Below are 21,023 nucleotides of genomic sequence, written 5' to 3'. Positions count from 1 at the left end.
GGCGAGGAGTACCATGATTTGTTTTGCACTGTTAGCCCATGAGAATGAGCATCTGCTTCTTCAACAAATCCGAAACATACGCAAATATAATCCAAAAAAAGCCTTGATTGTATTATATAACGGCGGGAATAATCCTGATTTCGGGAAGGCCATTTGCAAAAAAGAAAACGTGCTCTATTGCCCGTACAGCAAGCCGCTCGAACAGAGAACAAGCGGACGCTTCCTCTATGACGTTATGAAATGGCTTGAGATAACGAAAGTGAAATACGAATATTTGGTTTACATGGAATATGACATTGCATTTGTGAATTACGGATTCGGAAGGCTGCTGAGCAATCAAATGAAGGGCTATGATTGTTTGGTCAAAATACTGAAAAAAGAGTCCAATCCGATGCTGACCACATGGGAACCAGGCCAGGAGATGTGGCGGGACTGGAAGCGTTGGAAACCATTTTTCGGAGTAGATCATTTCTATAGAACGTCCAGCCCCATGTCTGTATTTCGTCATGGCATCATTAAGCGAATCCTTGCGGGAATCAATACCAAACAGCTTGAGTACCTGTTCCAAACATCTTCCATCCGGTGCATCGGTGAGATGGTCTATATCACGCTCTGCAAGAGATTTGGCGGAAAGTGTACAACATACAAGAAATCGACCAGAGAATATTTGCGCTTTAGACCTGCTCTCACATTAAAGGAGCTCCGGGCAGCCAAAAGAAAACCGAACATTATATTCGTGCATCCGGTAAAAGCCGCTTCTCTTCGCAAATGGGTTTTTAAACAGTAAAGGTCACCACGCCGCACAATAAGACTTTATAAGGGGAGCGGATCATTGAAGGACAAAATACTTGTAACCGGAGGGGCCGGTTTTATCGGCAGTCATCTGGTCGACTCGTTGTTGAAGGACGGTCATTCTGTCCTGGTTATAGATAATTTTGACTCTTATTATGACCGTACAATTAAACAGAATAACATTAAGGAGCATGTTGGATCGCCAGGCTATCAATTGATTGAAGCCGATATACGGGACAGGGTGAGCATCGACCGGATATTCAACACCTGGAGGCCGGACGTGGTCATCCATCTGGCAGCCAAAGCAGGCGTGCGCCCTTCTATCGAGGACCCTCTTATGTACGTCGAAGTAAATTTGCTGGGTACCATAAACGTCCTTGATGCTTCCGTCAAATATGCGGTTTCGCGATTTATTTTCGCCTCTTCCAGCTCCGTTTACGGGTTAAATGACAAAGTCCCTTTCTCCGAAAACGACGCCCTCCTGCAGGTCGCTTCTCCCTACGGGGCCACAAAAGCAGCGGGAGAAGCCTTATGCAGAAGCTATAGCCATTGCTTCCAATTACCGGTTACTGCGTTGCGTTTTTTTACCGTCTATGGTCCAAGACAAAGGCCGGATCTGGCCATTCATAAGTTTGCTGCAAAAATCAGGAATGATGAGCCCATTCCTCTGTTCGGAGACGGTTCTACCAGCCGGGATTATACTTATATCGACGATATCATCTCAGGAATTCGCAAGGCAATCGATTGGAATCACAAGGGATACGAAGCGTTTAATTTAGGCAATGATCACCCTACCACCCTGTTAAGACTTGTACAGCTACTGGAGACAGCGTTGAATAAGCAGGCCATTATAGAATGGCAGCCATTGCAGACGGGAGATGTCCCGCAGACATGGGCAAATGTTCAAAAAGCACATGACTTCTTGGGTTATAACCCTTCCACCGATTTGGAGACTGGAATCTGCAAGTTCGTAGAGTGGATGCATTGATTCCCCGTTCAAGATAAGCAATCTTATAGGAGGTGAGCCATTATGATTTGTTTTGCTATCTTGGCACATCAAGACGAGTATGCGCTTTTTCAACAAATAAGAAATATTCGCAAATATACGCGGCAAGATGCCCTTATTGTTCTATATAACGGTGGTACAGATCCTAACTTTGGTAAACGTGTATGCAGAAATGAAAAGGTCATGTACTGTCCGTACAGTAGACCTTTACAACCACCTAGAAATACCGGCCGTTTTTTCTACGATGTCATGAGCTGGCTGGAAGAATCAAGCGTTCACTATGAGTACCTGGTATTCATGGAATTTGATGTTATGTTCGTCAATCCAGGATTCGAAGCATTTTTAGAGAAAAACATGGCGGGCTACGATTGCATTGGTAAATATATCAGACATGAGACGGACCCCAGAAAGACGGTTTGGAAGCCCGGGGTAACCATGTGGCAGGAATGGGGCAAATGGCAGCCATTTTTTAAGCGAAAAGGATTCTATGGAACGTTCAACCCCATGCAAGTGTACCGGCATAGAATTATTAAACGGATGCTGAAAGGAATTAATAAAAGACAACTGGAAAGGCTATTTAAAAATTCAAATGTATACGCTCTGGGTGAAATGCTGTATCTAACCCTGGCCATGAAATACGGAGGCAAAAGCCGCCCTTATCCTCTTGGCAGAGTTAAATACCTGCGGTTCGCACCTCATATCAGCTTATATGATGCCATGCAAGCAAAAAGCCAGCCTAAAATCATGTTCGTGCACCCTGTAAAAGACGCTAACGTTCGTAATTGGATCAGCGAACAATAAATAAGAACAGGCGTGATCTTCAGATTCGCGCCTGTTTTTTGTTGTCACTCTATGATTTACATAAAGAAAATATAGTAAAGACCAGGAAGATTTGTCCAACCAAACGTTATCTCTCCCTCATACGATGATTTGTAGAGAAAATTTGATTCAGTTAGGGGAGGAGCCATATGAAAGGAATTATTCTTTGCGCCGGAGCTGGTACGCGACTGTATCCTATCACCCGATTGTATCCCAAAACTCTTATCCCTGTAGCCAATATTCCGCTGTTACAATCCTGCATTGAGAAATTAATAGAACAGAACATTGTGGACATCGGGATTGTCATACACCCATCACAGGAATCAGCCATAAGGGAACACATCGGTACCGGCGAACAATGGGGGACAACCATTACTTATATTTATCAAAACAAGCCGAGAGGGATTTCGGATGCAGTCAAGGAGACGAGACACTTTGTCGGTGAGGAATCTTTTTTGCTATTGCTGGGAGATAATCTGATTATTGACTCTTTGACAGAGCTGAAAGAACTCTTGGAGCAGGGAAGCCATGCCGGCTTGCTGCTGGCCGAAGTTGACACTCCCCAGGATTATGGGATTGCAGAAGTGTTCAATCAACAGATCATCAAACTGGTAGAGAAACCGTGTATCCCTACATCCAATCTTGCTGTGATGGGCGCTTACGCGTTCACATCGTCGATTTTTCAGGCGGTATCCGCCATAGGACCTTCCGTCAGAGGAGAATACGAAATCACGGATGCCATTCAATGGCTTATTGATCAGGGCTATCCAGTAACATATCGCCTGACAGTGAAACAAAACATGGATGTCGGGACCATCAAGAGGTGGCTTGAAGCCAATCGCCGATCACTTAGCCAGATGGAGGAAAGCCGGTTGATTCACGAATCTGTGAAATTGGACAACTGTCAGATTATTGCACCCGTAGCTATAGATAAGAACTGCGTTCTTAAAGACTGTGTCATCGGCCCCTATGTGTCCATCAGCGCCGGTTCAACTATTGAAGGCTGCCAAATCAAGAACTGTATTATTCTAAACGACGTACATTTGAAAGACGTCAATTACTATTTAGAAGACACAGTGATCGGCTTTCGTTCCATTATGGCAGGCTTACATTCGTTAGGAAGGGAGGGAGATCAATGAATATTTTGGTGATAGGAACGGGATATGTGGGAACCACAACAGCACTTGTCTTTGCCGAAATGGGCTGGAATGTAACAGGGCTGGACACAGATTCCCTCAAAATTAATCAGTTGAAGCAAGGAAATCTTCATTTCTACGAGCCTGGATTGGAGGAGTTATTAAGGAAACATATGCAATCGGGGCACTTACAATTTACTACCGATAAAGACCAGGCGATTAACAATAACGACATCATTTTTATCTGTGTAGGGACACCTTCCGGCCCTGACGGCAACGCCGATTTAAGCTATGTACAGCAGGTAGCCGAAGACATAGGCCACGCGTCGAACAGATATAAGTTGATTATTAACAAAAGCACGGTTCCCGTAGGGACACAGGAACGGGTAACTTCCTGGATCAAGTCGGCACAGATCGAATCACATCCGTTCGACGTGGCATCCAATCCAGAATTTTTACGGGAAGGAAAAGCTTTGATCGACGCTCTGAATCCGGATCGTATCATTATCGGATCTAACCATGAGAGAGCAACCCATCTGATCCTGACGCTGTATCAGTCCGTCAATTGTCCTGTCGTTGTGACTACACCGAGGACTGCTGAGCTAATCAAATATGCCTCCAACGCTTTTTTGGCAACCAAGATTTCATATATCAATGAAATGGCCAGACTTTGCGATAAATTGGGAGTACATGTGAAAGATGTTGCAGAAGGAATCGGTCTCGACCCGAGAATCGGACAAAGCTTCCTTCAGGCCGGAATAGGGTATGGAGGATCCTGCTTTCCTAAGGATGTTTCCGCGCTGCTTCTAACAGCCAAAGCAAATGACACTGAACTGAGCCTCCTGGAGAAAGTCGTATCTGTCAATCAGACACAACATTTATACCTTCTTGATAAAGTCCGGGAAAGACTGGAAACTCTAGCTCACAAAAAAATAGCTGTTCTGGGTCTTGCCTTTAAACCGGAAACCGACGACATTCGGGAAGCGCCTGCCAGCCGTGTCATCCAGAGCCTGCTTAGTGAACAAGCCTATGTTAGCGTATTTGATCCGGTAGCCCCATTGGAACCTTATCTGCTTCAACAACCCATTACATGGAGTGCTACACCGGAAGATGCACTTCAACATGCTGATGCCGTGATTCTATGTACGGAATGGGCTATATATCAGCAAATCGATTGGGTACAGATGAAGAACATCATGAATCAGCCGAACATGTTCGATGGACGAAACATGCTTGAAGCCACTTTAATGAAGTCAATTGGCTTTTATTATCAAGGAATCGGATGCTAGTGATCATAACAAGATGTGGGACTGCCCCCAAGTCTGTAAAGGCTTGATGACAGTCCCACTTTCACTCTATCCGTGAAGTCTCATATAAGCACTCTCACCGCTTCACCTTATAAAACTCATGATAAAGCTTCATGAGCGCTCTTTTCTCTATTCTTGAAACATAACTCCGCGAGATCCCCAACTCCTTAGCAATTTCCCGCTGCGTCCTCTCTTCCCCACCTGTATCTAACCCAAACCGTCCAACCACCACTTCCTTCTCCCGATCATCCAGAATATCTAGATTGCGGTATATTTTGCTTTTCTCAATATTAAGATCTACTGTGAGCAGCAGATCATCGGCTCCAGAACCCAAGATATCTATTAAGGTTATTTCATTTCCTTCTTTATCCGTTCCAATGGGATCGTGCAGCGACACGTCCTTTCGTGTCTTTTTAAGAGAACGGAGGTGCATCAGGATTTCATTCTCGATACAACGGGCAGCAAAAGTGGCCAGCTTTGTCCCTTTGTTCGGGCGGTAGCTTTCAATCGCCTTAATGAGCCCGATCGTTCCTATGGAGATCAAATCCTCCATATCCTCTCCCGTATTGTCGAACTTTTTGACAATATGCGCGACCAAGCGCAGATTATGCTCAATCAGCATATTGCGGGCACGGGCATCTCCCTCCGCCATCCGACCTAAGCAGCGGCTTTCTTCTTCCTCCGAGAGCGGCTGTGGAAACGCATTGTTTCGGACATATGACACCAGCAGTGTCAATTCCTTAATCAGCAGTGCTATGGTGCTTATTATTCCGGGCAACTTAGCTACACCTCCCGCACATGTACAATGAAACCGATCCGTCAGAGTTTAGGGTTCATGGTCTTTTTATTGTATGTGGGTAGATGCCCAGAAGTGCATGTACGGGAAAATAGGTACAGGTTTATGTAATTCTTTTAATATCCTGTTGTTTAAAATCAATAATTTTAGAACTGCTACTGGTCTCAATATAATCAATTTTATCTCTATGGATATGATATGTTTTTGAAGCTCCTGAAATATTAAGATCATTACTTGCTAATAGAAACTTTGTATCTGAGGTCTGGAATATATAAAGGTCATGAAGCACTTCTCCAGATGTAAGCTTTATCCTACCTTTTGAAACTGAGTTGAAAATCTCACTAAAAATTTTATTGATTGGGTACATATACATCTTTTGAAATACAAAGAACATTATTCCTGAAAGAACGATAAAAGCATAGATAATATATTTATTTTTCTCATAGGAATATAAAAGAATATCAAAGTTATTAGTCACATCTACGTTAAGTGTATCCTTGAAGCCACTGAGAGTCATAGTAACAAACAACCAATAAGCGTTGATTATCATAAGCGTATGTATCAGGCTTAATGTTAATCGGTAATATCGGAAAGCCTTTGTTTTAACAACCTTAATAATCACTTTATTAATCAACAGTTGAATTCGACTATTTTTTGCTTCTGTATAAATCAAACCTAAAACGGTTGTGATAATAATGCCTATGAATAAAGGAATCATTAACGCAGAATTATTGCTGGGGGATGCGAAAAAAAGAATCAGTACCGTAACAATTAAATAAATTATGATATCTTTGCTTATCTTTCTTAAGAGTCCTGTTTTACTGCTCTCAAGAAGACGTGCAGCAGGAGTAGTTCTAAAGAAATCAATAAAATAAATAAGCAGCATGAAGCTTCCAAACCAGCCAATTGCGCTAGGTATAGGCAATAATTTTAAATATTCCATATTTCAAACCTCCTCAATACCAATTAAATAACATTTAACTTTAAAACCCCTTTATACTATTAGTTTTCAGTTGGGTTCTTCTACTGTGGCAGCAACCCTTTGAGCAATAGCTTGGGCATCCTCTGATACTACGAGACTAAAAGAATCTTTAAAGACACTTTCAACGATTAATCTCCACTGACTTGAAACTGATTCCCAACTTTCATTCCAGTTTTCGGCTATATACCTGTATGCATTGTACGGCTTTTCATTTGACGGGGCTTCGTAACCAAGAATATCCTCAATACAATTTGTTAACATTATTCGATTATCTTCTTCACCAATAGCTGTGAGTATAGGTTCATTAAATATCTCTGCTCGTATTACTCCCTCATCTTTATCATGAATAACCACAGGGTTAATACCCATCGCCCTGAGATATTTCACCAGAGAGATTATTGCAGCTTTTCCTCTTGCTTTTATAATCTGCCAGTTACATTCAATATCCTTTTTAACAATAGCTGGCATACGATTAAGAGTCTCTCTTAAAACAATATCTTCGGTATCCCCTTCAACAATTAATACATATTTAGAAAAAAAGACTCTAGAAATATAATCATCCATTTTCAAGAGCATTTTCACATAGGATTTATCATCATTTTGAAGTTTCTTGAACTCTTCACTTGTATTGAAGGAACAGCAGCTTAGTTTTTCTACACTTAATTCTCGATTACCTAATCTATGTACTGCTTTTTTTCGCGATAGACAATTTAATATCTGCTGAGGCTTCTTACTTAAATCAATCATATAAGGTGAATGAGTTGTGCAGACAATTTGGTTATTATGTGCACTTGCTAATTCATAGATGGTGTCCCTCATTTGTTTTGCAGCATTTGGATGCAAATATATCTCTGGTTCTTCAAAACCAACTAATAAGGGCCTACTTTGTTCTGCCCCTCTTCTATTCTCTCTTAAATTCCTATATCTTAATAAGGCAAATACTGCAGAACGTATTATCCCCGTTCCTTGCATGTTAACTGAAGTTGTAATATTGCTAAACATTGAAATTTTAAACTGAGGTTTTATAACTTTATCTGCCTCAGCCAAATTTGTAACTGCTTTAAGTCCTGTATTAGGGAACACATCACTAACTGTTTTATTTAACTCCAACATCATTTGCCCAAATTCACTTCCTGAATCTTCTGGATTTAATTCTGCGGCCAACAAGTCCAAATACTGCTGTGCTTGCTTATAATTATCAGAAGTCTCACGAACATCATTGAATAACTGCGTCAATGTAGAAATCAACGTACCAGAAGTCCCCGAAAGCTCATCTATTTTGTCTTGGGCAGGAATTAATAAGAATTTTGGTAATTTACTTAGTACATTAGATGGTATTCCTCCTGGGTTCCGAAACCATTCCTCATTTTGCTCGTCATAATCATATAAATCTTCTAGCTCCTTAATATAATTTAGTTCCTTTGCAGTTAACTTTTTTGTTGGTGCTATACTTCCAATCTTATCTTTAATTAATGACATATCTAAACTTGCATCAGTATATTCTTGAATACTTGAACATTGCTCATATTCAGCTTTAATATTTCTAATTTGCTGACGCATTTCAACAATGTAATCACTACCAGGTGTAAAAGTTTTTTTGTAAATAATTCTATAACCGCTATTACCGTCTTCTTGAGTATAGTTAAGCACACGGCCTTTAAATCCGATCCACCCCTTAGCTTCCTCGGGTATATCACGAAATTCTGCTGTCATTATTATTTCTTCTACTCCTCGAGTATTGAAGGTTAGTCCTTCTTCCTTTAAACAGAAAAAATCCTCCTCTGAAAGTTTTTTTACATCATTCAGCAAAAAATGCAGCGCATTTAATATAGAACTTTTCCCAATATTATTTTCTCCTAACAAGAAAGTTGCATCAGAGAAAAATACTTCAGTGTCCAAATGTCTTCTAAAACCCTCTATTTTAAAACTATGTAATTTCACTCTTTTTCCCCCTTAATTTTATTAATACTCTATTAAAAAAATTGTTCGACAATATATTACTAAATGTTCCATGATAAGTATATGCAATTTCACAACCTCAAAATAAAAAGCCCAAGCTTGTCCACTTGAGCTTTTTGTATACTTATAGCATATAGCACTAATTACCGTTCCTTAAAGTTCACAAGCTGATTCTGTTTACCCACCTTTTTATGCAAAATCTTTTCCTAAAAGATAACAATTTTTGTTGGAGTTTTTTTATAACGTCTGGACGATATGCGCGACTAAGCGCGGATTATGCTCAATTAGTATAGCACGGGCATCTCCCTCCGCCATCCGACCTAAGCAGCGGCTTTCTTCTTCCTCCGAGAGCGGCTGTGGAAACGCATTGTTTCGAACATATGACACCAGCAGTGTCAATTCCTTAATCAGCAGTGCTATGGTGCTTATTATTCCGGGCAACTTAGCGACACCTCCCGCACATGTACAATGAAACTGATCCGTCAGAGTTTAGGGTTCATGGTCAGTTCATTATACAGTCAATTTAAAGTGCCAAAGCTTCTTCTGTGATACGTTTAATGTCAATGGAATAAATGGTTTCTTCATTGACCATATCCGGCAGAATCGTCTCCAAAAAATATTCAACACACTTTAAATTGATATTTTTGATTTTAACTAAGGCATTGCGGTACATGACAACAAATTCTTTCTCGGTGTTTCCTCTTTGAAGCTCAGAGAAGGCCTCATACACCTGGTCCATTTTATCTGCGACTTCCAAAATCAAGCCTTCCAGTGAATCGTCCTTGCCTTCCCTCAATTGATTGTAGAAGATGTTTTTGAATTCCTCGGGGATATGCTCTTTAATGAAGTTATTAATCATGCCCTCCTCAACCTGCTGGATCAAAGAACGAAGCTCCATCGAAGAATGCTTTACCGGTGTCTTGATATCTCCAATGAAAATCTCCCCGTAATCATGACTGCTTGTGATTTCATAAAGCTTCTTCCAATCTATGATCGCACCATTTTTTTCTTCGATATCTGCCAGTGTTTTGGCGTATTGTACCACCTTCCAGGAATGAGCCGCCACAGTGTGCACTTCGAATTTGAACTTACCAGGACAGCGAAAAATTCTTTCCAATTCGTTCAGAGATCGAAAATAAGTGTGAATTCCCATTTGGTCCGCCATCCTTTACTACATATATTTTAAGAACTGGACATGAGCCCAGTATAGATTTGGAGTGTTAAATGAGGATTAACTTTCCCACAAACAAGTTACTTGATGTCATTTAGGTTAGGTTCCCCGCCTTTTTGCTAGAGTATTCCCCGCCTCAGGTCGGGTTAACAAAACAGTCCTCAGGCCGTTTTGCGGCATGCGTAAAGGTCTTACAATGAATACATAGACACTGGATGCTTACAAGATTAATGCTGGTACCCTACCCTAAGAGAGGAAGCGATTTGAATATGAAAAAATTATACCGTTCCCAGAGAGATAAAAAGATCAGCGGCTTATGCGGAGGCCTTGCGTTATGGCTCGGTATTGATGCGACTGTCCTGCGTCTGCTGGCCTTGGCTGTTGCCCTTTTCAGTTTTGGTTCAGTGGTTATTTTTTACCTCATCGCCAGTATCGTTGTTCCCAAAGAACCCTTCGGCAGTTTCACGGACAGCTACAATTAACTAGAGTCACATAAAAAGGAGAGCGAATCATTATGAGTATATTGAATAGAATCGCAACACTGACGAAAGCGGCCCTGCACGAAGGGTTGAACAAGCTGGAGGACCCGGTGCTGCTAACCGGACAATATCTGCGTGATTTGAAGGAAGAAATCTCTGCGGCGGAGCAAAAGGAGCGCGAGCTGAAAGTGGCAGCAAGTATACTGGAACGGCGTCTGAACGAATATCTGCTGCTGGCTGATCGGAGCGAGGATGAAGCGGTAAAGTCGTTGGAGCTAGGGAATGTGGATGAGGCTAGGCGAGCGGTATTTGCCAAACTTCGGTACCAGGAGAATGCACAGGAATGCACCACTGGGTTGGAAGAAACCCGGAATACTCTAGCCGCACTGGAAGCAAGTATCCGAAGTTCAAAGGAAGAGTATGCCCGGCTCAAGGCAAAAAGAGCTGAACTAACGGCCCGGGCCCACCAGGCAGCAGAAACGCTCAGCTCGGCTCCACGCAGCCATAGTCAAGGTCCGATTGCCGGAAGCTACGGCAAGGCCATAAATCCCGGTACAGCCTCACGCGGCTTCGAACGTATGGAAGAGAAAATTGCCGAATGGGAGGTGCTGGCTGATAATCTCGAACAGAATTTCCTCAGAGCCTCTTACCCCTCAGCCGATCCTAGCCTGAGTAAGGCGGTTGATACAGAGCTGGAACGCATTCGCAGCCGCAAACTCGACAGCCGCAATTAAGCTTCCTAAGTAATACTGAAATTGATAAAAGCCATGACTGCTCTACTTACGTAGAAGTCATGGCTTTTCTGCCGCAATCTCTCATCTCCTTATTTGTCTTTCCCCTCTTACTACTTTGATATGAACGTATAGAACTGATAGATAGGGGCTTTACGTATGGATTTTACAGCAATTGACTTTGAAACAGCTAACTCCAGCCGCTCAAGCGCTTGTGCTGTGGGCATTGTTATATCTTCAATCGGTAAACCGCCTTATTCTCCAAGCCTCTAATGAAAGGCGTCCATTCCTCTGTCTCCGGAGTTGTATCCAGCGCATCCTCAACCATCTGCAGCTTTGCATCCATTGCATCTATGTGATGCAGAGCTACCGCCTCAGCCGTTTGCGGCTGGACAGGGCTGCCCCATTCCCCCAAATTGTGGTGTGATAGAACCAAATGCTGCAATCCCAGAACTTTTTCCGAGGTTAAATCGATGCCTGAACGAATCGCTGCCTCTGTAATCCAGTTGGATGCCATGGCAATATGCCCGATCAGCTTGCCTTGAACACTGTATTCAGACACAATACCCAGCTGGGAAACCATTTCTTCAGGCTTGGCGATATCGTGCAGAATAATTCCGGCTTTAATAAGATCCGGATTGAGAAACGGACGCTGCTTGCACAGAAACTCGCCAATCTCCAGCATACGTACCATATGATAAGCAAGTCCGGCAAAATAAGCATGATGGTGGGTTTTTGCGGCCGGATAATGCATCAGTTTCTCTTCTACCTTGCCTACGCAGAACGAGACGATCGTGGCAATCTCCGGGTCTGTAATACTCGCCATAACCACTTTAATCGTATGAATGAGATCCACAGGGCGAATAGGCGCGGAGCGGATAAAGTCTGTTAATGCCACCCCATCAGACTCTTTGGCCAGTCTCATTTTTGAAATCTTGACCTGCAGCTTCTCACGATAGGTGTGAGCCGTTCCCTGTACCTTTACAAGCGCCATCGGGAAAAATGTTTCTTTATCCGTTGTGGAAACGTCCCAGAACTTGGCCGACAGCTGCCCGCTGGAATCCGCCAGAATAATATCGAAGTAGTCCTTTGGAGGAGTACCGTTCGTTTGTTTAACTGCAAGTTCGCGCAGCAGGTAAAAGCCGGTAAAATCATCTTGTGGAGCTAGCTGTTTGATTTGTGTCATGTTGGAGCCTCCCATTGATAACAGGTTCCATACCTGCCCGTGTACATTAATGTTTTGACATACACCTCAATAATCCCTTTAAATCATCTATATTTCTATGTTGAGTCCCTAACCTTTAAGAAGAAAAAGGGGTTATCCCCGGCCATTTTCATGACTTTAGGACAACCCCTCATATTCTTATGACTTTATAACGATTTATTTACCTGCAGATTCAAGTGCAGATTTGATAGCTTCTACTGCTTTGGCAGATACTGCTTTCTCAGCATCATTGTTGCCAAATGCAGCTGGGCGGTATCCATACTTATGCATGCTGCCGATGGTAGTACCATCAAACTTTTTAAATTCCTTTCTGTATGATATTTACAAGTCCCACTCATGCACTCAGTTGTTTGTATTTATCGGTTAATTCCTTAAACCACTGTTTGTCCTGTAAGGCCAATGCGAAATCGATCAACTCAGTAATCTCGCTTTTTTGCAGTTCGGGAGAATCATTAAAGCTGATCTCGGCACTTGCTGCCGCAGCACCCTCTGAGCCTTCCGTGAAATCATAAGAAAAGTGTAATTTAATATCACTCTCCATGAATTCGTTGCGGAGGAAATACAGGATCTCGCACATCAGCACCGGGCGGACTTGATTGTCAAAAACACAATCCATTACCTTTGCCCAATAATGCTGGTTCGTGAGGTGAAGTTTATCATTTGTTAAAAGATATTTCTCTCCCTGAAAATCGTTAACGAAATTCAGCTCCAGCGGCTCCATTTTAAATATTCCGGCAATTTGCTTCTTGGCAATATTCACAATGTCTTGCGTTTCTAATCTGATCATCTCTCCAGCACCCCGTCCCTCTTATTTTGACTTAGTAATGTCCCGTAATAGGATAATACTACTAATTTTTAATTAATTTAAAGTTATTATCGTCAGCTTGATATGCTTTGTTTATATTTTTTATTCATTTTCATTAAAAATATGATTCAATTGTAAAATATCTGTTTAATTTATAGATTTATTATACCAAAAAAGCTATTTTGAGGGTCAAAAATCGACCTCAAAACAGCTCTTTTTTTTCAATCCGTTTATACAAACAGCGATACTAGTTGTATTCCCTCTTCCGGCGAAATCCGCACCAAACCTTTATCGGAAATGCGCAGTGTAGGAATAACTGCCAGCGCAAGCAGCGACAACGTCATAAATCCATAATTTAAAGTGCAGCCCGCATTGTACAAAGCTTTACTGATGGCAGCCGACTGCTCTGCTGCGGTTTCGAAGGGCTCCGCCGACATCAGACCTGCTATGGCCAGCGGGAAAAGCGTCGTTCCGTTCCTTGTCAGGACTGCGACTCCGCCCCGGGCGTCGGCAACGGCATTGGCCGCCTGGGCCATCAACTCATCATCGTTGCCGATTACCAGCACGTTGTGGCTGTCATGGGCAACAGTCATCGCGATCGCCGCCGGCTCGTGAAAACCTATTCCGTCTACAACGCCCACGGACTTGTTGCCGGTTCCCTTATGCCGCTCCAGCACGGCAATTTTACACAATCCGTTACCCACCTCCAGGTGGCCGTCAACCACAGGTAAAGACATAATCAGCTCGGTCGTTTCCACATGATTTTCCCGGACCTTAATAACTCTTGTAGATAGGGAGCCGGATGAAACCGGAGCGGGAATCAAGAAATCCTCCGCTGCAGGCCTTTTTAGCAAATGTACGGATGACCGAACCTCCTGCGGATACGTGTAGGAAGGCAGGGAAGCTGTCATTACGCCGTTCTCCGCAACCACTGCACCGGCTGCTATCGTCAGCACAACATTGACATCCGCAAGATTCCCGTCCAGTAAAATAATGTCCGCATAGGAACCCGGAGTAATGGAACCAATATCCCGGGCTAAACCGAAGCGCTCAGCGGTGTTAATCGTTGCCATCTGAAAAGCGGTAACCGGCTTGACGCCTTGGGCAATCGCATGCCGCAGAACGAAATCCATATGTCCCTCGTCGCGAAGCGATTCCGAACTGCGATCGTCGGTAACCAGCATCATCCGCCGCGGGTCCAGACCGTGCTCCGTGTGCGCAGTTATCGTCTTCGCCACATCATGCCAGGCGGAGCCGCGGCGCATTTTGGCATACATGCCGAGCCGCACGCGCTCAATTACATCTTCCGCTGTGACACATTCATGGTCGCCAGTGACTCCGGCCGCGGCATAGACAGGCAGCCTCCAATCGTTCGACGGCCATGTAAAATGGCCGTCAACAAATCGCCCTGCCCGGAGCGTCGCTTGAATCTCCCCGAGCATTTTATCGTCCCCGTATACAACGCCAGGAAAGTTCATAACTTCTCCCAGCGCAATAACATCTCCGCCCCAAGTGTATGCTTCCGCCACTTCCTCCGGGCCGATTGCCGCACCCGTAGTCTCAAACTCCGGACCGGTCGATGGCACACAGGAGGCTACTTGCATATAAGCAGCCAGCGGCGTGCCGCGCATCTCCTCAAGCATCAGCCGGATTCCCTTCAGTCCGAATACATTGGCGATCTCGTGTGCATCAAAGAACCCGCCGGTAGTGCCAAGCGGCAGAACGGCACGGGCAAATTCAGTAACGGTCAGCTGGGTGCTCTCAATATGGCAGTGTCCATCCAGTAATCCCGGGGCCATGTACTTGCCGCCCGCATCAATAACCTGTGTTCCTTCTCCAATCATATGAGATACATCTTTTCCGACATAGGCTATGCGTCCGCCCTGAACGCCGACAGACATTCCATCCAGAATTTCACCTGAGCATACATTGACCAGCTTGCCTCCGGTAATAACAAGCGTTGCCGGCTGATCACCACGGGCTGTAGCTACAAGCTCGGGCACACAGTCCGCCAAAGGTTTTCTAGTAAAAGTCATGGCCATCGCTCCCTTCTATGATCTTAATTAGGATTAAGCTGTCTAAGAAAAAACGGCCCTGCCGTTCTATTAGAACGGTAGCCGTTTGGGTTAAAGAAAATCATCGACTAATTAGCCTCCGGTAACTCTCCAAATTATTGAACTCACTGCATGTTATTTTACCGATTATCTTATGTTTGCATCATATACGTCAAGCGCCGCCTGTAAGCTGAGGCCCGCAGGTACCGGATAGCTATGGCGCAGGAGTGCCGCTTCGAGCGCACCCAGCACACGCAGTACATTATTTTCGCGGCAGCTGAAGCCCATCGTCCCTATCCGCCAGATCATTCCTTTAAGCGGACCGAAGGAACTGGCGATTTCTATTCCGAACCGGTCCAGGAGCATGGATCGCACCGACTCCCCGTCAACCCCGTCCGGAATCAGCACACAGGTGACAACCGTCAGCTTGCTGGCAGGATCTCCATACAGCTTAAGCCCCATCGCCGTCAACCCGGCAACGAGCGCCTTCTCGTGCAGTGCATGTCTGGCAAACCGCGCCTCAAGCCCTTCCTCAAGCGTTAGTCGCAGCCCTTCCCGCAGCGCATACAGCATGGAGGTCATTTCCGTATGGTGATTCAACCTTTGTGGACTCCAGTAATCCTGAAGCATGCTTAAATCGAAATAATTGCTCCGGATAAAAGACAGGTCACCCGGCTGTGCTTCGTCTGTTCTCAATCCGCGTTCCACCCGCTTGCGGGTCAGAAGCTTAGCCTCAGCGCGTTCATTATACGTAACCGGTGCCATGCCCGAGGGGACGGACAGGCATTTCTGCGTACCGCCGATAACAGCATCCAGCTTCCAGGCGTCTGTCTCAACAGGCACACCACCAAGCGTTGCCACCGCATCTACAATAAGTAAAGCATCCATCTCGCGGCAGGCCTTCCCTATTTCCGCCAGCGGCTGTATACGTCCAGTGGAGGTCTCGCCATGAACCATTGCTACGATCTGGGGTTTAAAGCTTTCCATAGCCGCGATAATCTCACCGGGATCAAACACACTTCCCCAGGCTTTCTCTATGACAAAAACTTCGGCACCGCAGCGCTCGGCAATCTCATGCAGGAGATGTCCGAACCGCCCGAAGATCGGGACAAGCACACGGTCACCCGGTGATATGAGGCTAACCATCACCGCTTCAATACCGGAGCGGGAGGTGCCGTCAACGGGATAAGCCCACTGGTTGCCGGTAGCGAACAGCTCCCGCAGCATTTCCATCGTTTCATTCATAATACCGGTAAACTCCGGATCGAACTGTCCCAGCACCGGAAAAGACATCGCCCGCAGCACACGCGGGTCAACCTCCACCGGTCCCGGGGTCATTATGCACCGCAGTGACGGCGACAAATCTTCGTACCGCTTCATGATAATCTCTCCCTTTAAAGTTCGGTGAATTCAACATTGGCGGTAATTAAGCCTAATTGCTCGATTTTCTTTATTTATAAGCCAGCTCATATAGCAGTGCCGTCAGTACATCTAGCCCGGCAGCCAGTTCCTCCGGCGAAGAATATTCCTCTGGAGAATGGCTGATCCCTGCCCGGCTCGGCACGAAAATCATCGCAGTAGGACATTGCGGCGCAAAGAGCTGGGCATCATGTCCCGCCCCGCTTACCATGTTACGGTAAGTCCTGCCCTGATTCCGGCAGATGCTTTCCAGCATTCCGGTCAGCCCGCCGTCCATAGGTGCAGGGGAGGCACTGAGCCTTGGCATAATCTTAAGCGTCAGTCCGCGTCTTGCTGCAATCCCCTTAAAGGCTGCAAGGATACAGTCGCAAAAAGCCTCCAGTTCCTCTTCCTCGCTGTGACGAATATCCAGCGTAAAAAGAACCTCGCCAGGGATCACATTCGGCGTATTGGGCAGCACCTCCAGCCGACCCGATGTAGCCACAAGAGGCTCACCCGCCTCCGCAGCCAAACCTTCCAGCGCAAGCAGCATTTCAGCCGCGCCAGCGAGCGCATCCTGCCTCATGTGCATCGGGGTCGTGCCCGCGTGATTGGCGGTGCCGCAGACCTCGACCATAAAACGTCTCTGTCCCGCAATCGCCTGCACTACACCAATTTGTTTAGCCGTCTTTTCAAGGATAATTCCCTGCTCAATGTGCAGCTCCACAAAAGCTCCGATATCATTTCTCCTTGCTGTGCTTCCCATGCCGACTGTACCGCTCCCGCTTTTATCTCCGCTCTCTGCTTTGTCAGATCTGATCCCCATCCCAATGCCGCATTCAACCATTGCAGCCTCAAGCGTTACACCCTCGGAATCAGCGCAGGCTTCCGCTTCACTTCCGTCATACAGACCTGTAACATGGCCTGAACCCCAAAAAGTAAGCGGAAATCTGCTGCCCTCCTCTTCGCAAAACGACACTGCCTTCAGCGTCCGCAGAGGCTGCCCGAAGGTTTGCTGCAAATAATGAAGCGCTGTAACAGCAGCTGCTATTCCGTACGCCCCGTCATATTTACCGCCGTTAATTACGGTATCAATATGCGAGCCGGTTAAGATCACTTTATCTTCCGGATTACGTCCAGTCAGCTTTCCATACACGTTGCCGACGTTGTCACTCACAACCTCCAGACCGAGCCCAGCCATTCTCTCCTGCAAAAAAAACTGCGCCCGGCTCCATTCGGGGGTATACAGCAGCCTGGTGACGCCCGCCCCCGGAGCGCTGAATACCGCCAGTTCCTCCAGCAGCTTCAGCATCTCCTGAGCTGGTGCCTGAATCATGGGCGCGTTCATCGGACAGACTGCCTTTCCGTAATCCGCAGCCATTGTCCGCTATCCCCTGAAATTATTCCGTCTTCAGCGGTGTAGATAACATTTCCCCGGCTTATCGTAGAAGTCACTTTGCAGGATAAGGTCATTCCGATATAAGGGCTGTGCTTATGGCGGTACAGCAAATCCTCTGCAGCGAGTGTATAGGGATGATTCGGATGAAGCAGAACCAGATCGGCATCGAGGCCGAGGGCTATGGAGCCCTTGCGATGCTGCAATCCGAAGCGTCTCGCCGGGAACTCCGACAGGAGCTGCGAGATCAACGTAACAGGCAGCCCCCGCCTGTTCACTCCTTCGTGGAACATCAGCTCCAGACTGCTTTGCGCCCCTGAAATGCCGCCCCAGGCTTCAAAAAATGAAAGTCCGGGCTTCAGCTTCAGCTCTGTCGGACAAGGGGAGTGATCTGAGGCGACAAGGTCTATTTTCCCATCGGCCAGCACCTTCCACAGCTTCTCCTTCTCCACCGCACTTCGCAGCGGCGGTGCACATTTGGCCACCGGCCCCAGGTCTTCCATATGACTTTCATTCAAAATCAGATAATGAGGGCAGGTTTCTGCCGAAACATCCAGTCCGCGACGCTTGGCGTCATGAATCATTTCGATGGCGGCGGCCGTGCTGATATGGACAAAATGCAGACGGCAGCTGGTCAGCTCACTATACAGCAGCGCTCTGGAAACTGCCTCCAGCTCAGCACCGGCCGGACGGGATGCAGCGAAGTCGCGCGCGCTCTTCCGGCCAGCACGGATGGCATCTGCGGAAAGCGCTGCTGTAATCTCTTCACTTTCCGCATGCAGCGCAAGGATTCCGCCAAGTGCCGCAATTTTTTTCATGCCCTGATAAAGGGTATCGTCATCGACCTCACGGAATCGCCCTTCACCCTCGCCACCGGGATTGGACAAAAAGGCCTTGAATCCGGTAACTCCGGCCGAAGCCAGTTCTTCCAAATCATTCAGATTCCCGGGAACCAGGCCACCCCACAGCACGTAATCAACGGCGGAGTTTCCAGCCGCGGCTTCTGCCTTGAGCTTGAGCGCGGCCATGTTCACCGTTGGCGGATTACCGTTAAGCGGCATATCCGCGTAAGTGGTGCAGCCACCGGCCGCAAGAGCCGCCGAACCGCTGCGGAAGCCTTCCCAGTGTCCCAGCGCCGGCTCGTTAAAGTGGACATGCATATCAATCATACCCGGCAGTACATAGTGCTCTTCAGCCTCGATGACTTTTGTATCCGGCGCAACTGGAAGCTCCCCGCTCAAGGCAGCGATTTTTCCATTAGTCACTCCGATATCCAGCTTCAGCACTTCACCAGGCAGCACTACATTACCATTCTTGATTACAAGCTCAAAAGTATCCTTCATGAAGCGAGTCACCTCCGGTCATCAGATCTTCACTGGCACTAACTGCCCCGATAAGTACTGTATCCTCCCGGAGCTACAAGCAGTGGAACGTGGTAATGTTCTTCAGTTCTGCCTATATTAAAACGAATGGGTATTTGTTCGAGAAAAAAGGTGTCCGAAGCCCCCGCTTGCGCCTCCGATGGGGTCGTGCGGAAGTAATCGCCAGCCATGAACAGCAACTCATAGCTCCCCGGTTCCATTTCCGGACCTTCCAGCAGCGGAGCATCCAGTCTGCCGTCGCCGTTCGTTACAGCTTCACTGAGCAAATGGCCGGCTTCCCCATCAAACCTCCACAACTGAAGCGCCATACCACACGCAGGAATCCCCCGCGACAGATCCAGCACATGGGTGGTCAACCGCCCGCTCATTTGGGGATTGCTCCGGTGCCGGGCAGAAATGTATCTCCATTCTCGGCAAATAAAACATTAGGGTTACTTCCGTTCATCTGATCCAGCATGGCGACACCCTCCTATTAATTTACGTGTTCTCTTTCTTTAACAAATCCTGCAGACGGAACCTGGTAATTGCCCCGATTTCAGACAAAGCCTGTTCCCATTCCTCTTGCGGTGATCGATTCACCCGTTCTTCTATGGCTCTGATAATCTCATCCTTGTTTTTGCCGCGTACGGCAAGAATAAAGGGGAAATTGAATTTTCCGGTATACTCTTTGTTTAAATCCTGCAATAAAATAAATTCTTCCGGGGTCAGCCGATCCAATCCGGCACCCTGCTGTTCCGCCGCAGACAGCGGACTAACCTGAAGCCTTGTTGCCAGATCCGGGTGGGCTCTCAGCAGTGCTTCTATTTGTTTCCGCTCGGCAACATAGGCCGTTTCCATCATTATACTGTGCAGGTGTTCTACAGAACTGAACGGGATATGGGAATAAGCACCTTCTGCGACCCAGGGCGAATGCTCAAAAATCCCGCCGAGACTTTGGACAAACTCTGCCCTGCTCATGTTGTTAATCTTATCCAGCGTCAATGAAGCTGCAGGAACCGTCATGTCAGCCCACTCCTCTTTCAATAGCCTTATTCACAGCACGCATAATGCCTCCGTACCCTGTGCAGCGGCAAATGTTGCCGGACAATGCCTCTTCCACTTCATCCTGTGAAGGCTGCGGGTTCTCCTCCAGCAGAGCCACTACCGAGATGACCATACCTGGTGTGCAGTAGCCGCACTGGAAACCGCCCTCCTCCAGAAAAGCGCGTTGAACCGGATGCAGCCCCGCCTCACTCAAGCCTTCAATCGTGGTAATCTCAGAGCCCGCGCATTGATAAGCCATGGTCAGGCAGGCATTGACCGGGCGGCCGTCAATCAGCACCATACATGCGCCGCAGCGGCCCATTTCACAGGCGCGTTTGGTCCCTGTCAGCTCCAAATCCTCGCGCAGCACGGTAAGAAGCCGGCGTGAGGGGGGTACTTCCGCGGATACGGGACGGCCATTGACGCTGCAGTTCAGTGTAAACCCAGCTTCGGCTGAAATTTCTTCAGGTGCTGTCGAACCTTCATATGCTCCCTGCTGGTTCATTGCCGCGCTTACACTTTTACATGCAGATGCAAAATCTGTGTTCAGGCTTCCTGCTTC

General features: G+C 46.5%; 20 protein-coding genes and 1 pseudogene. 7 read left to right on the top strand and 14 right to left on the bottom strand.

Annotation, left to right across the window (positions count from 1 at the left end; all coding sequences use genetic code 11):
• Positions 1–13 precede the first annotated feature (13 nt).
• From PaeBR_RS06290 to PaeBR_RS06270, 5 genes are all read left to right on the top strand, one after another.
• A complete protein-coding gene (locus PaeBR_RS06290) occupies positions 14–787 on the top strand; it encodes a hypothetical protein (RefSeq protein ID WP_410514016.1) in 774 nt (257 codons plus the stop codon).
• Between the two features lie 45 nt (positions 788–832).
• Positions 833–1,780, top strand: coding sequence for an SDR family NAD(P)-dependent oxidoreductase (locus tag PaeBR_RS06285; RefSeq protein ID WP_410514015.1), 948 nt, complete (start codon positions 833–835; stop codon positions 1,778–1,780).
• 42 nt (positions 1,781–1,822) lie between these two features.
• Positions 1,823–2,599 (top strand): hypothetical protein, encoded by a 777-nt coding sequence (locus tag PaeBR_RS06280; protein WP_410514014.1) that lies wholly within the window; start codon positions 1,823–1,825, stop codon positions 2,597–2,599.
• 167 nt (positions 2,600–2,766) lie between these two features.
• Positions 2,767–3,756 carry a sugar phosphate nucleotidyltransferase gene (locus PaeBR_RS06275; RefSeq protein ID WP_410514013.1) on the top strand — a complete coding sequence of 330 codons (990 nt, stop codon included), beginning with the start codon at positions 2,767–2,769 and terminating at the stop codon, positions 3,754–3,756.
• Positions 3,753–5,042 (top strand): UDP-glucose dehydrogenase family protein, encoded by a 1,290-nt coding sequence (locus tag PaeBR_RS06270; protein ID WP_410514012.1) that lies wholly within the window; start codon positions 3,753–3,755, stop codon positions 5,040–5,042. Before PaeBR_RS06275 ends, PaeBR_RS06270 begins: the two co-directional genes overlap by 4 nt.
• Positions 5,043–5,136: 94 nt before the next feature.
• On the opposite strand, the gene sigK is transcribed toward PaeBR_RS06270, so the two are convergent.
• From sigK to PaeBR_RS06245, 5 genes and pseudogenes are all read right to left on the bottom strand, one after another.
• A complete protein-coding gene (gene sigK / locus PaeBR_RS06265; RefSeq protein ID WP_410514011.1) occupies positions 5,137–5,838 on the bottom strand; it encodes an RNA polymerase sporulation sigma factor SigK in 702 nt (233 codons plus the stop codon).
• A 121-nt stretch (positions 5,839–5,959) separates the two neighbouring features.
• Positions 5,960–6,799: a hypothetical protein gene (locus PaeBR_RS06260; protein WP_410514010.1), complete on the bottom strand. Its 840-nt coding sequence runs from the start codon at positions 6,797–6,799 to the stop codon at positions 5,960–5,962.
• 66 nt (positions 6,800–6,865) lie between these two features.
• The gene (locus PaeBR_RS06255) at positions 6,866–8,779 is read right to left on the bottom strand and encodes an ATP-dependent nuclease (RefSeq protein ID WP_410514009.1); all 1,914 of its coding nucleotides are present in this window, start codon (positions 8,777–8,779) and stop codon (positions 6,866–6,868) included.
• Between the two features lie 264 nt (positions 8,780–9,043).
• Positions 9,044–9,238 (bottom strand): annotated as a pseudogene (locus PaeBR_RS06250) (RNA polymerase subunit sigma-70); the annotation flags it as partial.
• An 82-nt stretch (positions 9,239–9,320) separates the two neighbouring features.
• On the bottom strand, positions 9,321–9,950 hold the full coding sequence (locus tag PaeBR_RS06245) for a YfbR-like 5'-deoxynucleotidase (protein WP_410514008.1): 630 nt from the start codon (positions 9,948–9,950) through the stop codon (positions 9,321–9,323).
• A 287-nt stretch (positions 9,951–10,237) separates the two neighbouring features.
• Here PaeBR_RS06245 and PaeBR_RS06240 point away from each other — a divergent pair, with 287 nt between their 5' ends.
• Both PaeBR_RS06240 and PaeBR_RS06235 read left to right on the top strand, forming a co-directional pair.
• A complete protein-coding gene (locus PaeBR_RS06240) occupies positions 10,238–10,450 on the top strand; it encodes a PspC domain-containing protein (protein ID WP_410514007.1) in 213 nt (70 codons plus the stop codon).
• 32 nt (positions 10,451–10,482) lie between these two features.
• Positions 10,483–11,181, top strand: a complete 699-nt coding sequence (locus PaeBR_RS06235) for a PspA/IM30 family protein (protein ID WP_410514006.1) — start codon at positions 10,483–10,485, stop codon at positions 11,179–11,181.
• A gap of 226 nt (positions 11,182–11,407) precedes the next feature.
• On the opposite strand, the gene PaeBR_RS06230 is transcribed toward PaeBR_RS06235, so the two are convergent.
• The 9 genes from PaeBR_RS06230 to PaeBR_RS06190 all read right to left on the bottom strand — a co-directional run bounded on the left by PaeBR_RS06230 (position 11,408) and on the right by PaeBR_RS06190 (position 20,966).
• Positions 11,408–12,364: a 3'-5' exoribonuclease YhaM family protein gene (locus tag PaeBR_RS06230; RefSeq protein ID WP_410514005.1), complete on the bottom strand. Its 957-nt coding sequence runs from the start codon at positions 12,362–12,364 to the stop codon at positions 11,408–11,410.
• Positions 12,365–12,737: 373 nt separating this feature from the next.
• Positions 12,738–13,190: an IDEAL domain-containing protein gene (locus tag PaeBR_RS06225; RefSeq protein ID WP_410514004.1), complete on the bottom strand. Its 453-nt coding sequence runs from the start codon at positions 13,188–13,190 to the stop codon at positions 12,738–12,740.
• Positions 13,191–13,438: 248 nt separating this feature from the next.
• Positions 13,439–15,244 (bottom strand): adenine deaminase, encoded by a 1,806-nt coding sequence (locus PaeBR_RS06220; protein ID WP_410514003.1) that lies wholly within the window; start codon positions 15,242–15,244, stop codon positions 13,439–13,441.
• Between the two features lie 165 nt (positions 15,245–15,409).
• Positions 15,410–16,642 carry a pyridoxal-phosphate-dependent aminotransferase family protein gene (locus PaeBR_RS06215; RefSeq protein ID WP_410514002.1) on the bottom strand — a complete coding sequence of 411 codons (1,233 nt, stop codon included), beginning with the start codon at positions 16,640–16,642 and terminating at the stop codon, positions 15,410–15,412.
• Between the two features lie 70 nt (positions 16,643–16,712).
• Entirely contained in the window at positions 16,713–18,041 is a 1,329-nt protein-coding gene (locus PaeBR_RS06210; RefSeq protein ID WP_410514001.1) for a Zn-dependent hydrolase, read from the bottom strand.
• A complete protein-coding gene (gene allB / locus PaeBR_RS06205) occupies positions 18,005–19,399 on the bottom strand; it encodes an allantoinase AllB (RefSeq protein ID WP_410514000.1) in 1,395 nt (464 codons plus the stop codon). The genes PaeBR_RS06210 and allB overlap by 37 nt, the downstream gene beginning before the upstream one ends.
• A 38-nt stretch (positions 19,400–19,437) precedes the next feature.
• Entirely contained in the window at positions 19,438–19,806 is a 369-nt protein-coding gene (uraH, locus tag PaeBR_RS06200) for a hydroxyisourate hydrolase (RefSeq protein WP_410513999.1), read from the bottom strand.
• A 109-nt stretch (positions 19,807–19,915) separates the two neighbouring features.
• Positions 19,916–20,440, bottom strand: coding sequence for a 2-oxo-4-hydroxy-4-carboxy-5-ureidoimidazoline decarboxylase (uraD, locus tag PaeBR_RS06195; RefSeq protein WP_410513998.1), 525 nt, complete (start codon positions 20,438–20,440; stop codon positions 19,916–19,918).
• Position 20,441: 1 nt separating this feature from the next.
• Entirely contained in the window at positions 20,442–20,966 is a 525-nt protein-coding gene (locus PaeBR_RS06190; protein WP_410515091.1) for a (2Fe-2S)-binding protein, read from the bottom strand.
• Positions 20,967–21,023 lie beyond the last annotated feature (57 nt).

Source organism: Paenibacillus sp. BR2-3, from assembly GCF_046529485.1.
In the GTDB taxonomy this organism is placed as follows: Bacteria; Bacillota; Bacilli; order Paenibacillales; family Paenibacillaceae; genus Paenibacillus_AQ.
The sequence above is the reverse complement of the archived record's forward strand: the minus strand, read 5'-3'. Positions and strand labels throughout refer to the sequence as shown.

Bases quoted from the DNA above. Each gene is read 5' to 3' on its own strand.
- PaeBR_RS06290 (WP_410514016.1), top strand. From the start codon at position 14: ATGATTTGTTTTGCACTGTTAGCCCATGAGAATGAGCATCTGCTTCTT.
- PaeBR_RS06280 (WP_410514014.1), top strand. From the start codon at position 1,823: ATGATTTGTTTTGCTATCTTGGCACATCAAGACGAGTATGCGCTTTTT.
- PaeBR_RS06275 (WP_410514013.1), top strand. From the start codon at position 2,767: ATGAAAGGAATTATTCTTTGCGCCGGAGCTGGTACGCGACTGTATCCT.
- PaeBR_RS06270 (WP_410514012.1), top strand. From the start codon at position 3,753: ATGAATATTTTGGTGATAGGAACGGGATATGTGGGAACCACAACAGCA.
- PaeBR_RS06260 (WP_410514010.1), bottom strand. From the start codon at position 6,799: ATGGAATATTTAAAATTATTGCCTATACCTAGCGCAATTGGCTGGTTT.
- PaeBR_RS06245 (WP_410514008.1), bottom strand. From the start codon at position 9,950: ATGGGAATTCACACTTATTTTCGATCTCTGAACGAATTGGAAAGAATT.
- PaeBR_RS06240 (WP_410514007.1), top strand. From the start codon at position 10,238: ATGAAAAAATTATACCGTTCCCAGAGAGATAAAAAGATCAGCGGCTTA.
- PaeBR_RS06235 (WP_410514006.1), top strand. From the start codon at position 10,483: ATGAGTATATTGAATAGAATCGCAACACTGACGAAAGCGGCCCTGCAC.
- PaeBR_RS06230 (WP_410514005.1), bottom strand. From the start codon at position 12,364: ATGACACAAATCAAACAGCTAGCTCCACAAGATGATTTTACCGGCTTT.
- PaeBR_RS06225 (WP_410514004.1), bottom strand. From the start codon at position 13,190: ATGATCAGATTAGAAACGCAAGACATTGTGAATATTGCCAAGAAGCAA.
- PaeBR_RS06220 (WP_410514003.1), bottom strand. From the start codon at position 15,244: ATGACTTTTACTAGAAAACCTTTGGCGGACTGTGTGCCCGAGCTTGTA.
- PaeBR_RS06215 (WP_410514002.1), bottom strand. From the start codon at position 16,642: ATGAAGCGGTACGAAGATTTGTCGCCGTCACTGCGGTGCATAATGACC.
- PaeBR_RS06210 (WP_410514001.1), bottom strand. From the start codon at position 18,041: ATGGCTGCGGATTACGGAAAGGCAGTCTGTCCGATGAACGCGCCCATG.
- allB (WP_410514000.1), bottom strand. From the start codon at position 19,399: ATGAAGGATACTTTTGAGCTTGTAATCAAGAATGGTAATGTAGTGCTG.
- uraH (WP_410513999.1), bottom strand. From the start codon at position 19,806: ATGAGCGGGCGGTTGACCACCCATGTGCTGGATCTGTCGCGGGGGATT.
- uraD (WP_410513998.1), bottom strand. From the start codon at position 20,440: ATGACGGTTCCTGCAGCTTCATTGACGCTGGATAAGATTAACAACATG.
- PaeBR_RS06190 (WP_410515091.1), bottom strand. From the start codon at position 20,966: ATGAACCAGCAGGGAGCATATGAAGGTTCGACAGCACCTGAAGAAATT.